Consider the following 18710-nt stretch of genomic DNA (forward strand, 5'->3'; position numbering starts at 1 on the left):
CGGACCGCTCCCAGGCCCAGGTCGACCACCGAGCCCCCCCCCCCCCCCCCGGGGGCACCCCCCCCCCCCCCCCCCCCCCCCCCGCCCCCCCCCCCCCCCCCCCCCCCCCCCGGCCGCCCCCCCCCCCCCCCCCCCCCCCCCCCCCCGTCCAGCGGGCGGTGGGTGTGGGATTTGAACCCACGGTGACATCGCTGCCACGACGGTTTTCAAGACCGTTCCCTTAGGCCGCTCGGGCAACCCACCTCCGCGCCGCCCACCAGGGGCGGAGCGGGTACAGCGTACCGGCCCGGGACGCCGCGCGGGATTCGTGGCCCACACGGGGTCCACTCACGGCGTCGCCCGGTATGCCGTCGGCAGCCCAGGGCCTGGGCGCCGTGCTCCCCGGCCGCCACCGGGCGGAGGACCTCACTGACGGCCGGTGGAGCCGGCGCCGCGCGGCTCGTCGGTGGGCCGCGGGGCGGGCTCGGGGACGGATCCCTCTGCGCCGGCCCGGAGCGTGTGCACCAAGTGGTTGACCCTCTCCCGGAGTCGGGTGGGTGCGCAGACCACCGCGGTCCTGGTCACCGGGGTGATGCGGTCGGGCGCCGCGAGTTGCAGCTGTACCAGCGCCCTGCGCAGTGCCGGGACGTCGGTGTCGGCTCCCGTGGCCGTCAGCGCGTCGACGGGGCCGTCGAGCCGTTGCCAGTCGGTCTCGGGCAACTGCCATCGCGACACGGAGTGTTCGAGGAGGGTGAGGATCTGCGCGACGAGCGCGGTCCTGCCGTCCCCGTCGGGCGGCCGGGGCGAGAACGCGTGGGGCTGCGGCATGAACTTCAGCATATCGGGCTGATTCCGCTCACCGGGAGGAGAACGTATTTACGCACGGTGCGCCCTTGAACGCTCTTGGTAGGCTCGATGTCACCCCCCAGGGGGAACGGGGTCGGCGATGGAGTCGTGAGTGGCGTGCATCCACATAAACGTTCTGGGCAACACTGTCGTGCGCCGCGACGGCGAGGACATCAGACTCACCCCCCTCACCACCAGGCTGCTGCTCCGGCTCGTCACCGCTGAGGGCGAGGCGGTGCCCTGTGGCGACCTGTACACGGACCTCTGGGGAGAACCGGTCCGTGGCAGAATCAGCCGCCCGCACCGCACCGAGGTCCAGAAACGAGTACTGGAACTGCGCCGCGCCCTCGACTCCGCAGGGGCGAGCGACGGTACGTCGGTGCTGCGCACCGAGCAGGTGCTGACGGGACAGGGCCGGGACTCGGCCTACCGTCTGGTGCTGAACCCGGAGCAGAGCGACGTCCTGGAGTTCACCGGCCTGTTCAACCAGGCCGCACACGTTGCCCCGGCGACCGCGACGGTGCTGCTCACCAAGGCACTCGGCCTGTGGCGGGGCAGGCCACTTCCCGAGGTGGCGGACGCGGTCTTCGCCGAGCCCCTGATACGGCGGCTGACCACGACGTACGAATCCGTCTGCGCCGAACTGATCGTCCTGCACACCGACTCCGGCCATCCCGAACTGGCCCTGCCGGTCGCCGAACGGCTGGTGGCGGGGCGCCCGGACGATCTCGAGGCCCTCGCCGCTCTGACCAAGCTCCGGGCTCAGCTGCGCGAACGGCACGGGGCGGAACTCCTGCGGCGGGAGTTCCCCGCCCTGCGTACCTCGCTGGTGGTCAAGCGGGGCGATCTCTTCGAGGAGACGGACGCGAGCCTCGTCGCCGGTTTCGGTGACACCTTCGACACCGCCACCGAGAGGGACGCCATCATCAGCCGGGAGAGCGTCCAGGGACAGTTGCTGCACCGGCGCTACGGAGGTGACCGGACACTCCTGGACCGGGAACTGCGCAGCGGGCTGCGCGCGGTGACACCGGTCGGCCGGGAGTCCGCCCGGGACAAACCGAAGGGCAAACGGCTTCGCTACCCGATAGGGACCGTGGTCCCGCTGTCACTGCCGGAGCCCGGCGGGCGAGCGTTCGCGGTCGCGTACAGCCACCAGGGTCTCGACCTCGTCGCCCGCTCCAGCCCCGAGGACCTGGGCGTGTCACTGGAGCGGCTGTGGGAGTCCGTGGCGGTGCACGGGCTGCTCCGGCCGGTGGCGATACCGCTGGTGGGAGCCGGGCTGGCCCGGGTCCCGCTCCGTGGCGAGCAGGTGATCGTCATGATCGTGGAGTCGTTCCTCCGGGCCTGCCGGCAGGGGCCGGTCACCCCCGAACTGCGGATCGTCCTACGTCCGCAGGATCTGCGGGGAGTGCGGTTGTCCGAGGTCGCCCAGTACGTGGAGGCGCTGACCGGCGACGGACGACACCGCGACGGAGTACGGGCCGCCCGCGACGACTGGCGGGAGGACGAGCCGACGGCAGTCAGCGGGAGCATCGGTGATCCTTGACCAGCAGTTCGTCGCCCACCTCTACGCGCCGACCGACGGCCCCGACGCGACCGCCGCCTATCGAGGGCTGAGGGAGATCTGGCGTGGGTGCGCGCTGCTGCTGCGCATGACGGAGCCCGTGGCGGGCACCGGACTTCCCCCCGTGCCACCGGACCACCTGGACGACGTCGTTCCCGAGGGCGAGGGGGCCGTCGCCGCCCTGGAGCGAGCGGGTGCCGGCTGCCAGGCGATACTGCGCCGGCACCACGACCTGCTCACTCTCTCGGTGGCACTGGCCCCGCCGGAGGCCCGGCTGCCCGCGGACGGCGCCACCGGCACGCGATGGCCGTGGTGGCGGACCCAGGACTACCAGTGGCACACCCTGGTCGCCCAACACCTGCCGTTGATGATCGGCGAGGCCCGGCTCCATCTGACGCGCGTGGACGCGGAGGCCGGCATACGAGCGGCGGCGGCCGAACTCCGCCAGTCACTGCACGCGTTGCTTCCCGAGACCGCGGAAGGGCTGCCCGGCCCTCAGCCCGGTGTCGTTCTCCCGGACGGCGCGGCGGCGCTGTGGGAACACCCCGCCGCGCCCGACGAGCGAGCGCGACGGCGGTTCGTGCTGGCGATCCGCCCGGACGCCGACCCGGTGGCCAGCGCGTGGGTCTGGTCGAACGGCGACACGGCGATCCCGCCGCTGGCCCGCTACCTGGCGCACGCCGCCAAACTCCGCTACCAGCTCCGCGTGTGGCGCCGCGACGACCAGGCACGACAGCTGCGGGACTCGATCGACCGGCTCGGATCGCAGTTGCGTGCACTCGGGGCGGGTGGCGCAGCGGAGACGGACCTGCTGCGGTTGCGCCGGTTCGACGCCCTCCTGCTGCGCACCGGCCTTCAGGAGATGCACCGGACGGTCGAGATCGCCGCCGACAACCTCAACCGGGCCTTCGACCTGGAGGGGATGCTGACCCCTGGCGGGCCCTTCGCCGACGACGCGGCCCTCGCCCGCTCGTTCCTGGAACGCCTCGACGACCAACTCGCCTACCTCGCGGTGGCCGCCGAGCGGGCCGCGCTGACGTCCGCGTCCGGCGGGCCGCCCGCCACCGGGCAGAGCGTCGAACCGGCCGCCGGCCGGCCACCCGCCATCAGGCCGGCCCCCACCCGCGGCCCGGCTCCCTGGCCGCAGGCGCCTGCCGAGGCGCCTTGGCAACCCGGCCTGTCCACCGGGGCGGAGGAACCCGATCCGGCGCGCAACGTCTTCGTCGTCTACGGCCGGGACGAACCGGCCCGCCGCGCGGTCTTCGACTTCCTGCGCACCATCGGACTGAATCCCCTGGAGTGGGAGGAGGTGGTCGGGCGCACGGGAAAGGCGACGCCCACGCTCGGCGAGGCGGTCGCCCGCGCGATACCGCTGGCCCGCGCGGTCGTCGTGCTGCTGACCCCGGATGACATCGTCCACCTCCACCCCGGCCTGCACGGACCGAAGGAACCGCGGGCGGAGCGCGAACCGGGCCTCCAGGCCCGTCCCAACGTCCTGCTGGAACTGGGCATGGCCCTCGCCTTCCAGCCCTCCCGCACCGTACTGCTCCAGTTCGGCGAGCTGCGCCCGGCGACCGATCTCGGCGGCCTCAACTACATCACGGTCACCGACACCCCCGACTTCCGGTCAAAACTCGCCAGTCGGCTGGAACTCGCCGGGTGCCGCGTCCGGTACCCGGGGCAGGACTGGCTCAGCGCCGGGGACTTCGGTGCCCTGCACGCCTACGACCGGGCACCCGTACGCCCGCCGGACGACGCGCCGGCACTCCCGCCGGGGCTCCCCGGCGGAGGGCCGGAAGCGGTCCGGAAGCGAACCGGAAGCGGCGGGTGATTCCCGCGGAAGCGGGAGCGCTTGTCTGATGGGGGTCACGGGCGCAGATCCCGTCCGCACGTTCGCACGGTGCGGTGAGTCGCGCAGGAGGAACCGATGAGTGAACTGCCCACCGTCTTGCTGATCGTCATCGCGGTCGCGGTCGTGACCATGCTGGGGATCGCGATCGCGCTCGTGGTCAAACTGTGGAAGGTCTCCAAGCTGCTCCGCCACGAGGAGATGCCCTTCTCGAACAAGATGGTCTTCTACGTGTCCCTCCTCTACACGTTCAGCCCCGTCGACCTGCTTCCGGACCCCGTGTACCTGGACGACATCGGGTTGCTCGTGCTGGCGATCCGCTACGTCGAGAGCACGGCGAGGAGGCTGGGCGTACTGCCGGACCACGGCGGGGCCAGGTCCGACGCCCTCAGCATCAGGTGAGGTGACGCATGCTCGGAAGGCTGCTCAACCGTGTCCGTGAGGCCCGTACGGCGCTGGCGGAACAGGTCCGCGCCGACAGGGAGGAGAAGGAGATCGACTTCCAGCTCACCGAGGCGGGGCTGGGCAGGCTGCCCGCCGACCGCCTCGACGCGCTGGTCGGCCACCTCACCCGGCGGGCGGAGAGCGCGCCACCCGATCCCGCGCGGGCGAAGATCCAGCTCGTGAGCGCGCTGATGCTGCGCTACCGCCTCAGTGGGTCGGCCCAGGACCTGAAGCGGCTGTCGGCCGAGTCGCGGGAGTTGCTCGTCCTCCTGCCCGAGGATCATCCGGGCCATCTCGTGGCGGTCGGACACCGGGTGACGGCGCTGTGCCTGCGGTACGAGGGGGACGGTGGCGACACCGCCCACCTCGACGAGGCGATCTCGCTCGGGCGGCCCCCGCTGGACGGGGAGTGGCCGCACCCCCTGCTGCGGGTGCTGGTGGCGCACGGCGTCGCCGGCGCGCTCGTCAGCCGGTTCAGGGCCGTCGGGCGGCGCGAGGACCTGACCGACGGCGTGCGGCTGCTGCGCGAGGTGTGCGACCAGGTTCCGGCGGAGTTCCCCGACCGGGCGCAGTTCCTCGCGGCGCTGGGGATGGCCCTGCTGTTCGAGTACGAGATGTCCGAGGACGGCGGTCACCTGGAGGAGGCGGTGCGACGGTGCCGGGAAGCCGCGCGGGTGGTCGAGCGGGGCAGTACGGAGAGGTCACTGGCCTTCTCCCACCTCGCGATCGTCCTGAGCCATGCCGGCCGCCGTGCCGACGGTGACGAGAACCTGCTGACGGAGGCGGTGGAGGCGAGCCGGGAGGCGGTCCGGGGCCTCCCGGCCGGGCACCCGGCCCGGGGCGACATCCTCAACCACCATGTCGCCACCATGATGTGGGCCGGGGAGCTGCTGGCGCGCGTGGACTACCTGGACGAGGCACGGGCGACGAGCGACACGCTGGTGGCGGTACTGCCGCGGGTGCACCGCAGCCGCGGCGAGTTCCTGACCAACCGGGCCACGGCGGCACGCATGCGGTACGACCTGACCGGGGAAACCGGCGACGCCGAGGTCGCCGTCGCCGCCTGGCGGGAGGTGACCGGGACGGACGGCGTCAATTCCTGGGCGCGGCTGGACACGGCCCAGAAGTGGGCCATGTTCGAAGCCGAACGCAACGCCTGGACCTCGGCACTCGAGGCCTACCGAATCGCCGTGCACACCCTGCCGCTGCTGGCTCACCGCGGACTCGACCGGTCCGACCAGGAACTGCACCTGGCGCGGCGGGCCTGGATCGGACTGGCTGCCGACGCGGCGGCGTGCGCGCTGAACACGGGTGATGCCGCCCTGGCCGTGGAACTCCTGGAACGGGGCCGTGGGGTGATCTGGGCCCAGTCGCTCGCCGCCGCGTCGGCCGTCGAACCGGCCGAGGTGACGCTGACCTACCTGAGGGAGCACTGGGCCGTCGACGGGGACGCCGTACTGATCAACTTCAGTCGCTGGCGCAGTGACGCGCTGGTGGTCTCGGCCGCCGGCGTGCGGGTGGTGCCGCTGCCCGGAATCGTCTTCGACGAGGCGCTCGACACCCTCTTCTCGCATCTGGGCGTGCTGCTCTGGGAGGTCGGGGCGGAGCGTGAGCAACGCAACGCGCACGCGCGTGACCTGCTGGAGTGGACCTGGGAGAGGATCGCGGAACCGGTCATGACGGCGCTCGGCCACGCCCCCGGGGCCGATGACGAGACGCTGCCCCGGATCTGGTGGTGTCCGACGAGTGTGCTGTCGCTGGTGCCCCTGCACGCCGCGGGTCACCACGGCGTCGGGAGCGAGCCCGGCGACACCGTGCTGGACCGGGTCGTCTCCTCGTACACCCCGACCCTCCGCCTGCTGACCACCACCGAGCCGGCTCGGGCACCGCACACCGAACCCGCGCGGCTGCTCGTCGTCGCGATGCCGGAGACCGAGGGGCACCCCGATCTCAGTCTGCTGGAGAAGCAGCGGCTGGTCGAGCTGTTCCCGGGCGAGCGGCACACCTGCCTGGAGCGCGGGGACGCCACGGGGGCGCGGGTGCGCGACGAGCTGCGGGGGCACCGCTACGCCCACTTCGGCTGCCACGGCAAACAGGACCTCGCCGACCCCTCCCGGGGCGGGCTGGTGCTGCACGACGGAGTGCTGACCGTGGCTCAGCTCGCGGGCGAAGCCCACTGCGGTGACCTGGCCTTCCTGGCGGCGTGCGAGACGGCCAACGGGGGACTGGTCAACATGGACGAGGCCATCAGTCTGACCGCCGCACTGCGCTTCGCGGGCTGGCGGGACGTGATCGGCTCGCTGTGGACGGCCAACGACGTGGTCATCGCCGAGGCGGCCAAGGCGGTCTTCGCCGCGGTCGCCGAGCGGGCCGACCCCACCACGGAGGACGTGGCGCGGGCCCTGCACAGCGCGACACGGGAACTGCGGGACATCGCCGCCTCCGAGGCCGCCGTCACGCTGTGGGCGCCCTTCGTGCACATGGGCCGCTGACCACCGGCGGGCCGGTCAGCGGGCCGGACACGAGTCGACCGCGCTGAGGCTGAGCACCTCCCCGAGCGGAACGCGCAGGTCCGCGCTCCCGGTACGTACGGTCATGGTGCCGTCCTCGACCAGCCGGACGACGCCGCACGCGGTGACGTCGGGGGTGACCACCTCGATCCGGGGTTTCGCCCGGGCCGGGCCGTACCAGGTCACGCCGACGGCGGCGATCAGCACGACCGCGTGCGCCACCACCAGGGCACTGCCGCGGCGCAGGTCACGCGCGGCGGCGGTGGCCTGCCCGTGCTCGTCCGCGACCCGGCCGGGCAGCCCGGCGGCGGGCCGCACCCGGGGCATGCCGTGCGCGGCCCGCAGCACCCACCAGGCCGCCACTCCGCCGGTCGCCGCGGCCAGCGCCAGCAGCACGCCCACCGCGATGCCCGGCGTGGGCGAGAGCTGCGTGATGTCGGAGCGGCCCTTGACCAGACCGAAGCCGATGAGCCCGGCCATCAGCCCGGCCAGTCCGTTGCGCCAGGCGACCGCCGCCGAGCGGATGCGCTCCAGCTCGGCCCCGTTCAGCAGTTCCTCGCGGTGGTGTGCCCGGTGCAGGTCGCCGGGTGTCGCCGGGGGGCCGGACCGCAGTACCGGCCCGGTCACGACGGTTCCGCCCGTGCCACGACGATGTTCCAGTACGCTCCGCAGCCGGTACGGCCGTCCGGTCGCCCGGCGTGTGCGTTCCGGCACCCGCACCGCATGGTGTGGTAGGGCTCGGCCGTGGCCGTGGTGGACCCGCCGCCCCGGACGATGTCCTCCACGAGGTGCACGGACATCGTCCCCCGGCACCGTGGACACGGGCCCTCGAGAAGGGTGATGCCCGCCGAGACCGGGAACGGGACGAAGTCGCGTGCGGCGGTCTCCGCGTAGTCGTCGCGGCTGATCTCCGCGTAGGGCAGGTCGCTCCGTAGGCACTGCGCCTGTTGCCCGCGCATGGGTGGCCTCCTTCGGCACGGATGACGTGCCCACCCTGCCGGGCGGGCACCTTTCCCCGAGGAAACCCGCGGCAGTGCTGCCGTGAGGAGCCCCCGACCGCTTCCGTACCGCTTCCTTCTCGCTTCCGGAGCGGACGGCGCCGTTCGCCTGGTTGGGCACGCTGACCGTCACCGGCCGTTGGGCGTGGGGTCACTGCCTGGCCCGGCGTGCCCGGAGTGGGAGATGAGGACGCGATGTCGGCCATTGCGGTGACCTTCTCGAAGGACGCCGCTCCTGCGGCGGCAGACGAAGCTCCCCGGATCGACCTTTTCGCCCATGACGGGGGTGAACTGGCTCAGGCACAAGGGGTGCCCCCGGCGAGGGGGCACCCCTTGTGGTCGGTCGGGCGGGCGGGCGGTCGGTCAGTCGGGCGGGCGGGCGGGTCGGTCGGTCGGGTCGGTCGGTCGGGTCGGTCGGTCGGTCGGTCGGTCGGTCCAAAGCGCGCGTCGGACCGGATCGCGCCGATCAGCTGTCGCCGACGCGGGAGCCCAGGGTGACCTCGACCGTGTTGGTCTTGCCGCCTCGTTCGTAGGTGATCGTGACCTTGTCGCCGGGCTTGTGCGTCCAGATCTCGCCGATCAGTGTCGGACCGCTGTCGATCACCGTCTCGTCGAGCTTGGTGATGACGTCGCCGGGCTGCAGGCCGGCCTTGTCGGCGGGGCCGCCCGCCTCGACCGGGTCCGTGCCACCCGCGCCCGTGTCGGTGATCTTCGCGCCTCCGCTGGTGTCCTCCAGGGACACGGACGCACCGATCTTGGCGTACACCGGCTTGCCCGTCTTGATCAGCTCCTGGGCGACGTACTTCGCCTGGTTGATCGGGATGGCGAAGCCCAGGCCGATGGAGCCGGACTGGCCGGTGCCGAAGCCGCCGTTGCTGCTGGACTGGATCGCGGAGTTGATGCCGATGACATTGCCCTTGGCGTCCAGCAGCGGTCCGCCGGAGTTGCCCGGGTTGATGGAGGCGTCGGTCTGCAGCGCGCTCATGTACGACGCCTGGCTGCCGGTGCCGTCGCTGGAGGCCACCGGGCGGTCCTTGGCGCTGATGATGCCCGTCGTGACCGTGTTCGACAGCCCGAAGGGGGCGCCGATCGCGATCGTCGAGTCGCCGACCGCCACCTTGTCGGAGTCGCCCAGGGTGAGCGGCTTCAGGCCCGAGGGGGCGTTCTTGAGCTTGATGACCGCCACGTCGTAGCCCTGCGCGTTGCCCACGACCTCGGCGTCGTACTTCTTGCCGTTCGGGAACGTCGCCGTCAGTTTGCCGCCGTCGACCGCCTCGGCCACCACGTGGTTGTTGGTGATGATGTGGCCCTCGGTGTCGAAGACGAAGCCCGTGCCCGTGCCGCCCTCGCCGCTGCTGCTCTCGGCCTCGATGGTGACCGTGCTCGGCAGCGCCTTGGCCGTCACCGCGGCGACCGTACCGGCGTCGCGCTTGAGGTCACCGCCGCTGTCGGAGGCGGAGACGGTGGTGGAGCTGGTGTCGTCGTCCTTGGCCAGCGTGTAGCCGATGCCACCGCCCAGGCCGCCCGCGACGAGTGCGGCCACCAGGACCGCCGCCAGCAGACCACCGCGCCGGCCGCCGGGCTTCGGCGCCGGCTGCGCGTACGACGTCCCCCAGCCGGAGCCGTCGCCCGGACCGCCCGCGCCCGGCTCCGGGTACGCGTGCGTGGGGGGCGGCGGGGGCGGCCAGCCGCCCTCGGGGGCAGCACCCGGGGGGCCGCCCTGGGGGTTCGCCGCCGCGTACGCCGGCGCGCCGGGCGCGTGCGGCGGCTGCCCCGGGGCGCCCGGGGTGCCGGGCGCGCCCGGGGGCGTGACCGGCATCGGCGCCGTCGGGGCGTCGTCGGTGGGCGCGTAGGCGGGGGCGTGCGCGGGGTGCTGCGGGGAGGCTGCGGGAGTGTCCACCGGCACGGGAGGTGCAGACGGGGCCGGGGGTACCGCAGTGCCCTCGTTCTCGGTGCTCACAGCTCTTCTCCTCGGTCCACTGCTGTTGGTCAGGCGCGATGCGACTGTTTCTGCGCTCGCTTGTGAGTTTGTATGCCGTCAGCTTTTCCCACAGCCCGTCAGGGCACCATAAGCGGTTGCTGTGGGTGTTCGACTTACCTTTATATGGGAGCAGTCCGATCAAAAGGCCGCATTCCGGCCGCGGCCGAATTGCCTCCGCCCTCACGGCCGCCCAGGGCCGATGGCACCATGACGCGGGTGACCCACGCACGACAGCACCAGCCCCAGGTCGTCGCCCACCGCGGGGCATCCGAGGACGCCCCCGAGCACACCCTCGCCGCCTACAAGAAGGCGATCGAGGACGGCGCGGACGCCCTGGAGTGCGATGTGCGGCTGACAGCCGACGGACACCTGGTGTGCGTCCACGACCGTCGCATCAACCGTACGTCCAACGGCCGCGGCGCGGTCTCCGCCCTGGAGCTCGCCGATCTCGCCACCCTGGACTTCGGCTCCTGGAAGTACCGCGGGTCACTGCACCACCGGGACGAGGAGCCCGACTGGGTGCACCGGCCGGAGGACCCGGCGGAGACCTCCGTACTCACCCTGGAGCGGCTGCTCGGCCTCGTCGCGGACGCCGGGCGGCGGGTGGAGCTGGCGATCGAGACGAAACACCCCACACGTTGGGCCGGGCAGGTGGAGGAGCGGCTGCTGACGCTCCTGAAGCGGTTCGGACTGGACGCTCCGCCCGCTCCCGAGGAGTCCTCGGTACGGGTCATGAGTTTCTCGGCACGCTCCCTGCATCGCGTCCGGACCGCCTCGCCGACGCTGCCGGTGGTGTATCTGATGCAGTTCGTCTCGCCACGGCTGCGTGACGGACGGCTGCCCGCGGGTGTCCGGATCGCGGGCCCCTCGATGCGGATCGTGCGTAGTCATCCGACGTACGTCCGGCGCCTGAAGCGGGCCGGCCACCAAGTGCACGTATGGACGGTGAACGAGCCCGAGGACGTGGATCTCTGCGTCGACCTGGGCATCGACGCCATCATCACCAACCGCCCGCGCGCGGTGCTCGACCAACTGGGTCGCTGACCCATGAAACGACGCTTGACCTCCGGGCCCTCCTGCACCATTCTCCGATCTCGGCCACACCGTCGAAATCCGGCCACGGACTGACGGGTCCATCACAGGGAGTGCTCCGGCGCGTTCTTTGCGTGTTCGGTCGTTGCGAATGCGTCGCCGGACGCGGATTGGCCGGTTTCCGGTACAGGCCCATGGGGCATCCACACCGTGGCGTGGGGCGAAGGAGGTCTCGGGGGTGGCGTTGGTGGTGGCACAGGAGGTGCCCACGTCGTCGAGCATGGCCGTACCCCATGGCCCTGCGGGCGTGGGCGAGGCGCGACACCGGATGCGCGATCAGTTGCGCAACGGCGGTGTTGCGGAATCGGTCATCGACGATGCCGTACTGATACTTTCCGAACTTCTGAGCAACGCGTGCAAGCACGGCCGGCCGCTGGGCGACGCCCTGGCCGGGGACGGTGACGTCCGGGCCGCGTGGCGCGTGGACCCGGGCGGCAGGCTGCTGGTCGAGGTGACGGACGGCGGCGGGCCGACCCGCCCGGCCCCGGCGACACCCTCGGTCACCGCGCACGGCGGCCGGGGGCTCAACATCATCACGGCGCTGGCCGACGACTGGGGCGTTCGGGACGACACCCAGGGCGAAGTCACGGTGTGGGTGGTGGTCCACGACGGCGTACACGATCCAGGTGCGGGGCACCGCCGCGACGACTTCGCTACGCGTGTAACTGCCCCGCCGGTGTCCGCCATCGCCGATCTGGACTTCGCGGACGCGTTCGAGGATCTGGACTGACGCCCCGGCCGGGGGCGGGGCGGGAGGCTGAGACGGCGCGAGCCGACTCCGAGGCATCCTCCACCACCTGCGGGCGACGACCCGGACAACGCCCGGCCCGCAGCGGGCACCCGGGTGACCCCAGAGCCGCCCACGCGGGCCCCGGGTGACCCGAGACCCGCCCCCGCGGGCCCGGTTGACCCCAGCCCCGCCCATGGCAGGCCCGGTCGACCCCGACCCGCCCACCACGCCCGGTCGACCCCGACCCGCCCACCACGCCCGGTCGACCCCAGACCCGCCCACCACGCCCGGTCGACCCCAGACCCGCCCACCACGCGCCCGGTCGACCCCAGACCGCCGCTCAAGGACCACGCCACCCCGGCGACCGCCCCGGTCGTCCACAACGCCCCGCTCATCCACAGGATCCCGTCACCCCGCGCACGAACGGCTAGGCTCCCGACGTACGAGAAGAGCCGTAACCGGGAGACACCCACCATGGCCAAGAAGCGACCTCAGACGAAGGCCACGCGCCCGCAGCTCACGGATGGAGAGATCCCGGTCGTCGGTGCCCGTGAGCCCTGTCCTTGCGGCAGCGGGCGCCGCTACAAGGCGTGCCACGGCCGGGCCGCCGCCCAGGCCGCCACCGAGCTGGTGCACCGCCCGTTCGAGGGCCTGCCCGGCGAGTGCGACTGGGTCGCCCTGCGCGAGCTGGTTCCGGCGGCCACCGCCGGGCTGACCCTCAAGGACGGCCTCCCCGAGGGCGTCCCGTCGGTCACCCTCGCCACGGTGCTGCCGATGGCCTGGCCCGCGCTGCGCCGCGACGACGGCTCGGTCCTGCTGGGCCTGCAGAACGACACCGCGTCCGGCGACATCAGCCGCGACCTCGCCGACACCCTGACGCGCGCGCTTCAGGCACAGCCCGGCACGCCGGTGAAGGGCCGCCGCGCGCCCGCCGACGGGCCCCGTCTGCAGGATCTGCTCGACCCGAAGGCGCCGTTCGAGCCCGTCGTGCACCCCGGGTTCGAGTTCTGGGTGCCGGACCCGGAGAACGCCACGCCGGACGTGACCGCCTCGCTGGAGCGGGCCAACGCCGCCGCCATCCCGACGGTCAAGCTCCAGGGCGTCGACTCGGCGTACTGGTGCCAGACCCCGGAGAAGAACCACCTGCGCTGGGTCATGCCGCACCCGGAGGAGCAGCTTCTGGACGCCCTCGCGCGGCTGCACGCGGCGGGCCGGTCCAGCCTCGGTGAGGGCACGCGGCTCGTCGGTTCCTTCCGGGCGCACGGCCTGACCGTGCCCGTGTGGGACCTGCCGAGCGGTGTCACCGCCGAGGACATCGAGAAGCCGGCGGCCGAGTTCGCCGAGCGGCTCGCGGCCGCGCTGGCCTCGGACGCGCCGCTCACCGCGGACGAGCGCCGTGCGCGCGGCGGCCTGACCAACCGGCAGGTCACGCTCAGCTGACGCACCGCCTTTTCACCGACGTTCGGCTGACCGGTCGGTCAGCCGAACGGACTCCCCCGCAACGGGTGACTCCAGGCACAACTCCCGCTGCTGACAAGCCAGTCGGTGTCCGAAAGGCCGAGGAAACGGGAGATCGAATTTGCGAACCGCCGATCTCTTGTTACCGTTTCAGTATCCCGGTTGCTGGTGCATCCCCCGTCGCCAGCAACCGGGTCTTTCCCTGTGCGGAGTCGCTCACGCACCGATGACGTCGGTCAACTGTCCGTAGAGGCGCCGGAGTTGCTTCCCGAGCGGAGCAGGGACGGCCCCTGTCCGCCACGTGCCCCGAACTCCGCGATCGCCGAGTACTCCGCGGGCTCCCCCTGTGTCCGCTCCCGTGGCGTCTCACAGCTGGCCGGCTCGTCCTCGGCACCCACCTGGCACCGCATCTGCACCGTCCGCCCGGCCGGCCCCATCATGCTCAGCACGGCGTCCAGGGCGTCGCCGGTCGCGTTGCGGTAGTACGTGCGCGCCCACGTCTCCTCGCCCTGCGTCAGCACACAGGTCTGCGCCTCGATGCCGTCGGGCGAGGTGATTTCGGGGCCGCAGCGGGTGGCGGTGGCCAGTCCGAGGCCGAGGAGATGGGGGGAGCGGGAGTGGCCGGGCGCGGCGGCATCCTCGCCGGGAGTCCCGGCGTCACGGCGAGAGTCCTCCTCGACCGGCACTGCTGCGTCCCCGCGCCCCGGGACCGTCACGGCCTTGGCATCGCGGTCGTCACCCGCGGGCCCCGCGGACGCCATGGCAAGCGGGAGCGCCACCGCGCACGTCATGACGGCCGTGAGAGCCAGCAGGCGGAGATTCATGAGGGGACGATAACGATGGGGGCCGGGCGCCCGGTTCCGCGCGCGCCCGACACCCTCAGAACTCGGGTGCGCTCACACCCGTACGAGTGAGTGCGTCGACCACGGCGTCCACCACGGCCTCGACATCGGGCACCCACGGAGCGGCCGAACCGGGCAGTGGCGCGCGCTCCCAGCGGATCTCCCCCGCACCGGTCCCGGAAGGGGGCAGCGCGACATAGCCGCCCTCGCTGTGGAAGCGCAGCGAACCGGGAACGAAGTCCTTCGCGTACAGCAGCTCGCCCAGTTGCTCCATGGAGTACGGCCGGACGAGCACGGCCCAGCGGGTGCGGGAGGCGAGGACCGGGCCGAGGCGCATGCCCGTGCGGTCCAGCGCGGCCAGGGCGCGCGCGGCCGCGGGGGCCGGCAGGCTGACCGCGCAGGGCGCCGTGCCACCGGTGGCCAGGATGATCGGCGCCGTGGGCCGGTTGGTCCACCACCAGCGCACCATGCGCTCGTCGGTGGTGGCCGCGAGGAGGCCGGGGTCGAAGGGGTGCGCGCCGGGCACCGTGCACTCGGGGTCGGGGCAGCCGCAGCGGGCTCCGCCCCGCGGGTCCGCCGTGACGCCCGGCAGTACGGGCCATTTCCATTCCGTCGCGAAGGTCAGGGCCGCGCTGATCATCTCAGGCCTCCCATAGTTCCGCCTGGTCAGGAGCCTGCGTCGCCTTCCGAGGATCTCGCGCATGAGCGCTCGTTCCTTTCCGTTGCACGCCTGGCAACACCGTGGTCCACATCACATCATGTGTCGATCACTTCACTGTGCGTACCTGTTGGCGCATCACATCCCGGCTATCGAGCACGGGTAACCCCTGTGGGCCGAACGCTGGCTGTGCCCGCGCCCATGCCGAGTTCATCAGAAGCACGGGCGTGGCGTGGGGTGGCGAAGTGTGGCGTTTGCCGTCCCGCGTACTTCTCTTCGCCGCCGTCACGGGAGGATGGGGCTCGGTCGTCGGTGGTTAAGACGCCCGGGTCCGTCACCAGGTTCCGGGTGCCCCCCAACCACCCCTGGCCTTCACCGAGTACGTACCCATCACGACCGCTGTGACGCTCCGTCGAGCAAGCCCAGTCGACCGCAATGGGGCATTACCTGAAGCAGTTTTCAGCCAACTTCCGCTTTCCGCAAGAGATCCCGGGAGATCCGTCCCGGAACCACAACAAGCCCATGGACACCAGGAATCCCAGCAGGACAATGCTGGACATCCCCTCACGAGTGCGTGTACATGTGGAGACACCGCTAGCGGCGCAAAATGACATGGGGGTTTGCGATGCTTCTGAGCAAAACGCGCCGGTCGGAAAGCCGGACACCATGAACGCCCCGCACCCTCCGAAAGTGGCTGGAATCGATTCAGCGGTTCCGACCGCCGCACACACTGTCGCGCCCTCCTCATCGGCCGCCACCGTGGTCACCACCGGCCCCGGCGCCCTCCTCCAGGACCGGCTCGCCGGCTGGGTCTCCGACCTCACCACGCTGCACGAACTGACCGAACGCCTGGCCCGTACGGACACCCTGGCCGACGCGCTCCAGGAGCTGCTGCGTGCCGGAGCGGCCCTGGTGGGCGCCCGGCGCGGTCTCGTCGTACTGGAACCGGCCGACGGACTCGGCCCGGGCAGCACCATCGGTCTGGGCCTTGCCCAGGCGGATCTCGGACACATCGAGACCGTGCCGCGCGGTGCGATGCCGTACGGCGATCTGCTGGACGCCCCGTTGGGGCCGCCGGGCGGCGTCCGGGAGATCGTCCGGCCCGATCTGCTCGCCGAGGACGGCCTCGACCCCCGCCACCGCGAGGTCGCCCGCCGCCTCGGCTACGCCGCGAGCTACGCCCTCCCCCTGGCCACCGACGCCGCGGCCCGCCTCGGTGCCGCCGTGTGGCTCTACGACGAACCCGCCGAACCGGTGGAGCGGCAGCGCCATCTGGCGGGCCTGTACACCCGTTACGCCGGCGAACACCTCGCCCGGCTGCTGGAGGTCGAGCGCACGCGCGCGTGCATGGCGACCATCTCCGAGGAACTGCTCCCGTCCCGCCTCCCCCGCGTCTCCGGCGTCCAGCTCGCCGCTCGCCGCCGCACCGGCCCGCGCGGCGGCGGCGACTGGTACGACGCGCTGCCGCTGCCCGACGCCGCCCTCGGGCTCGCCGTCGGGTCCGTCAGCGGGGCGGGGCCCAGCGCGATCGCCGCGATGGGGCGGCTGCGGGCCTCCTTGCGCGCGTACGCCGTGATGGAGGGCGAGGACCCGGTCGCCGTCCTGTCCGACCTGGAGCTGCTGCTCCGGCTCACCGAGCCCGCCCGGTCGGCCACCGCTCTGTTCGCCTACGCCGAGCCCGCCCTGCACAAGATGACGCTCGCCGGTGCCGGGCACTGCCCGCCGTTGCTGATCGGGGAGCGGCGCACGGAGTTCGTGGAGACGTCTATCTCGGCGCCGCTCGGGATGCTCGCCTGCTGGGAGGCGCCCAGCGTGGAGGTGCAGGCGGAGCCCGGAGAGACGGTTCTGCTGTACACCGACGGGCTGCTCCAGCGCACCGGCGACCCCATGGACCGGGCCTTCGCACGGCTGCACGCGGCGGCGGCCGGTGTGCCGCGGGCCAAACGGCGGGACCCGGACGCGCTCACCGACCACGTCCTGCGCACGATGCTCCCCGAGGGACTGGACTCGGCGGACAGCGCGGAGGACGTGGTGCTGCTGGCGGCGCGGTTCGAGTGACGCCGCCGGGCTGCTGAGGCCACGGGCCGGCGCCGGTCACGGGTCCCACGGCCCTGGGCCTCCTCTCGTGCGACCGTACGATGGAGGAGGTCGAGTGCCGTATCTAGGAGGATGACCGTGGCCGAAGAGCTCCCGGAGACCCCGGTGGAGGCTTCTGAGGAAGAGCCCGTCAAGCAGCGGAAGAACGGACTGTACCCGGGCGTGTCCGACGAGCTGGCCGAGAACATGAAGTCCGGCTGGGCCGACACGGAGCTGCACGACCTGCAGCCGATCCCGCAGGCCGCCGAGGCCGCCGCCCGCCGCGCCGCGCTCTCCGCCCGCTTCCCGGGCGAGCGCCTGGTGATCCCCGCGGGCAATCTGAAGACCCGCTCGAACGACACGGAGTACCCCTTCCGCGCGTCGGTCGAGTACGCGTACCTCACCGGCAACCAGACCGAGGACGGCGTCCTGGTCCTGGAGCCGCAGGGCGACGGCCACGAGGCCACGATCTATCTGCTGCCCCGCTCCGACCGGGAGAACGGCGAGTTCTGGCTGGACGGTCAGGGCGAGCTGTGGGTGGGCCGCCGGCACTCGCTCGCCGAGGCCGAGCAGCTCCACGGCATCCCCGCCTCCGACGTCCGCGAGCTCGCCGGCGCGCTGCGCGAGGCCACCGGCCCGGTGCGGGTCGTGCGGGGCCACGACGCCGGCATCGAGGCCGCGCTGACCGACAAGGTCACCGCCGAGCGGGACGAGGAGCTGCGGGTCTTCCTCTCCGAGGCCCGGCTGGTCAAGGACGAGTTCGAGATCGGCGAACTGCAGAAGGCCGTCGACTCCACCGTGCGCGGCTTCGAGGACGTCGTGAAGGTCCTCGACAAGGCGGAGGCGACGAGCGAGCGCTACATCGAGGGCACCTTCTTCCTCCGCGCGCGCGTCGAGGGCAACGACGTCGGCTACGGCTCCATCTGCGCCGCCGGGCCGCACGCCTGCACGCTGCACTGGGTGCGCAACGACGGGCCGGTGCGCTCCGGTGATCTGCTGCTGCTGGACGCGGGCGTCGAGACGCACACGTACTACACCGCGGACGTGACGCGGACGCTGCCGGTCAACGGGCGGTTCAGCGAGATCCAGCGGAAGATCTACGACGCGGTGTACGAGGCGCAGGAGGCCGGGATCGCGGCGGTGCAGCCGGGCGCGAAGTACCGGGACTTCCACGACGCCGCTCAGCGCGTGCTCGCCGAGAGGCTGGTCGAGTGGGGGCTCGTCGCGGGCCCGGTCGAGCGGGTGCTGGAGCTGGGGCTGCAGCGACGGTGGACGCTGCACGGCACCGGCCACATGCTCGGGATGGACGTGCACGACTGCGCCGCGGCGCGGACCGAGACGTACGTGGACGGCGTCCTGGAGCCGGGGATGTGCCTGACCGTCGAGCCGGGGCTCTACTTCCAGGCCGACGACCTGACCGTCCCGGAGGAGTACCGGGGCATCGGCGTCCGCATCGAGGACGACATCCTGGTGACCGAGGACGGCAACCGCAATCTGTCGGCCGGGCTGCCCCGCCGGTCGGACGAGGTCGAGGAGTGGATGGCCTCGCTGAAGGGCTGAGCCGGAGCGGGGCGCCGGGCGGGGGGGCGCCCCCGGGGGGGCCCCCGCCGGGGGGGCGCCGCGGGGGGGGGGGGGGGGGGGGACCCCCCCCAAACGCGGGGCGGCGCGGCCCCAAGGGGTGTT

At 72.6% G+C, this 18710-nt stretch carries 15 protein-coding genes and 1 tRNA gene; 9 read left to right on the forward strand and 7 right to left on the reverse strand.

Features of this window, described 5'->3' with window-relative positions:
• Nucleotides 1–156 precede the first annotated feature (156 nt).
• Both ACGF8A_RS33090 and ACGF8A_RS33095 read right to left on the reverse strand, forming a co-directional pair.
• Nucleotides 157–243, reverse strand: a tRNA-Ser gene (locus ACGF8A_RS33090).
• Nucleotides 244–405: 162 nt separating this feature from the next.
• Nucleotides 406–807: a CATRA system-associated protein gene (locus ACGF8A_RS33095; protein WP_393114232.1), complete on the reverse strand. Its 402-nt coding sequence runs from the start codon at nt 805–807 to the stop codon at nt 406–408.
• A 130-nt stretch (nt 808–937) separates the two neighbouring features.
• Between ACGF8A_RS33095 and ACGF8A_RS33100 the strand changes: the two genes are divergently transcribed.
• The 4 genes from ACGF8A_RS33100 (at nt 938) to ACGF8A_RS33115 (ending at nt 7174) form a co-directional block, all read left to right on the forward strand.
• A complete protein-coding gene (locus ACGF8A_RS33100) occupies nt 938–2371 on the forward strand; it encodes a macro domain-containing protein (RefSeq protein ID WP_393114234.1) in 1434 nt (477 codons plus the stop codon).
• Nucleotides 2361–4220, forward strand: coding sequence for a CATRA conflict system CASPASE/TPR repeat-associated protein (locus ACGF8A_RS33105; RefSeq protein WP_393114236.1), 1860 nt, complete (start codon nt 2361–2363; stop codon nt 4218–4220). Before ACGF8A_RS33100 ends, ACGF8A_RS33105 begins: the two co-directional genes overlap by 11 nt.
• A 96-nt stretch (nt 4221–4316) precedes the next feature.
• Complete coding sequence (locus ACGF8A_RS33110; RefSeq protein ID WP_393114239.1) at nt 4317–4640, forward strand: YkvA family protein; 324 nt, start codon at nt 4317–4319, stop codon at nt 4638–4640.
• A gap of 8 nt (nt 4641–4648) precedes the next feature.
• Entirely contained in the window at nt 4649–7174 is a 2526-nt protein-coding gene (locus ACGF8A_RS33115; protein ID WP_393114241.1) for a CHAT domain-containing protein, read from the forward strand.
• Nucleotides 7175–7189: 15 nt separating this feature from the next.
• Here the strand turns inward: ACGF8A_RS33115 and ACGF8A_RS33120 are convergent, their stop codons facing one another.
• The 3 genes from ACGF8A_RS33120 to ACGF8A_RS33130 form a co-directional block, all read right to left on the reverse strand.
• The gene (locus ACGF8A_RS33120) at nt 7190–7819 is read right to left on the reverse strand and encodes a hypothetical protein (protein WP_393114244.1); all 630 of its coding nucleotides are present in this window, start codon (nt 7817–7819) and stop codon (nt 7190–7192) included.
• Nucleotides 7816–8151: a hypothetical protein gene (locus tag ACGF8A_RS33125; RefSeq protein ID WP_393114246.1), complete on the reverse strand. Its 336-nt coding sequence runs from the start codon at nt 8149–8151 to the stop codon at nt 7816–7818. Before ACGF8A_RS33125 ends, ACGF8A_RS33120 begins: the two co-directional genes overlap by 4 nt.
• 505 nt (nt 8152–8656) lie before the next feature.
• Nucleotides 8657–10150, reverse strand: coding sequence for a S1C family serine protease (locus ACGF8A_RS33130; RefSeq protein ID WP_393114248.1), 1494 nt, complete (start codon nt 10148–10150; stop codon nt 8657–8659).
• Between the two features lie 237 nt (nt 10151–10387).
• Here ACGF8A_RS33130 and ACGF8A_RS33135 point away from each other — a divergent pair, with 237 nt between their 5' ends.
• The 3 genes from ACGF8A_RS33135 to ACGF8A_RS33145 all read left to right on the forward strand — a co-directional run bounded on the left by ACGF8A_RS33135 (nt 10388) and on the right by ACGF8A_RS33145 (nt 13433).
• Complete coding sequence (locus ACGF8A_RS33135) at nt 10388–11215, forward strand: glycerophosphodiester phosphodiesterase (RefSeq protein ID WP_393114250.1); 828 nt, start codon at nt 10388–10390, stop codon at nt 11213–11215.
• A gap of 139 nt (nt 11216–11354) precedes the next feature.
• Nucleotides 11355–11993, forward strand: a complete 639-nt coding sequence (locus tag ACGF8A_RS33140) for an ATP-binding protein (RefSeq protein WP_393114253.1) — start codon at nt 11355–11357, stop codon at nt 11991–11993.
• A 474-nt stretch (nt 11994–12467) separates the two neighbouring features.
• On the forward strand, nt 12468–13433 hold the full coding sequence (locus tag ACGF8A_RS33145; RefSeq protein WP_393114255.1) for a DUF5926 family protein: 966 nt from the start codon (nt 12468–12470) through the stop codon (nt 13431–13433).
• A gap of 254 nt (nt 13434–13687) precedes the next feature.
• Here the strand turns inward: ACGF8A_RS33145 and ACGF8A_RS33150 are convergent, their stop codons facing one another.
• Together ACGF8A_RS33150 and ACGF8A_RS33155 are read right to left on the reverse strand one after the other, a co-directional pair.
• Nucleotides 13688–14275 carry a hypothetical protein gene (locus tag ACGF8A_RS33150; protein WP_393114257.1) on the reverse strand — a complete coding sequence of 196 codons (588 nt, stop codon included), beginning with the start codon at nt 14273–14275 and terminating at the stop codon, nt 13688–13690.
• A 55-nt stretch (nt 14276–14330) separates the two neighbouring features.
• Nucleotides 14331–14996, reverse strand: a complete 666-nt coding sequence (locus ACGF8A_RS33155; protein WP_393114259.1) for a bifunctional DNA primase/polymerase — start codon at nt 14994–14996, stop codon at nt 14331–14333.
• Nucleotides 14997–15500: 504 nt separating this feature from the next.
• On the opposite strand from ACGF8A_RS33155, the gene ACGF8A_RS33160 reads away from it, so the two are divergent.
• A complete protein-coding gene (locus ACGF8A_RS33160; RefSeq protein WP_393114291.1) occupies nt 15501–17009 on the forward strand; it encodes a PP2C family protein-serine/threonine phosphatase in 1509 nt (502 codons plus the stop codon).
• Between the two features lie 111 nt (nt 17010–17120).
• Entirely contained in the window at nt 17121–18587 is a 1467-nt protein-coding gene (locus ACGF8A_RS33165; protein ID WP_393114262.1) for an aminopeptidase P family protein, read from the forward strand.
• The last annotated feature ends 123 nt before the right edge of the window (nt 18588–18710 follow it).

This window comes from Streptomyces sp. NPDC047706 (assembly GCF_043204795.1).
Classification (GTDB): Bacteria; Actinomycetota; Actinomycetes; order Streptomycetales; family Streptomycetaceae; genus Streptomyces.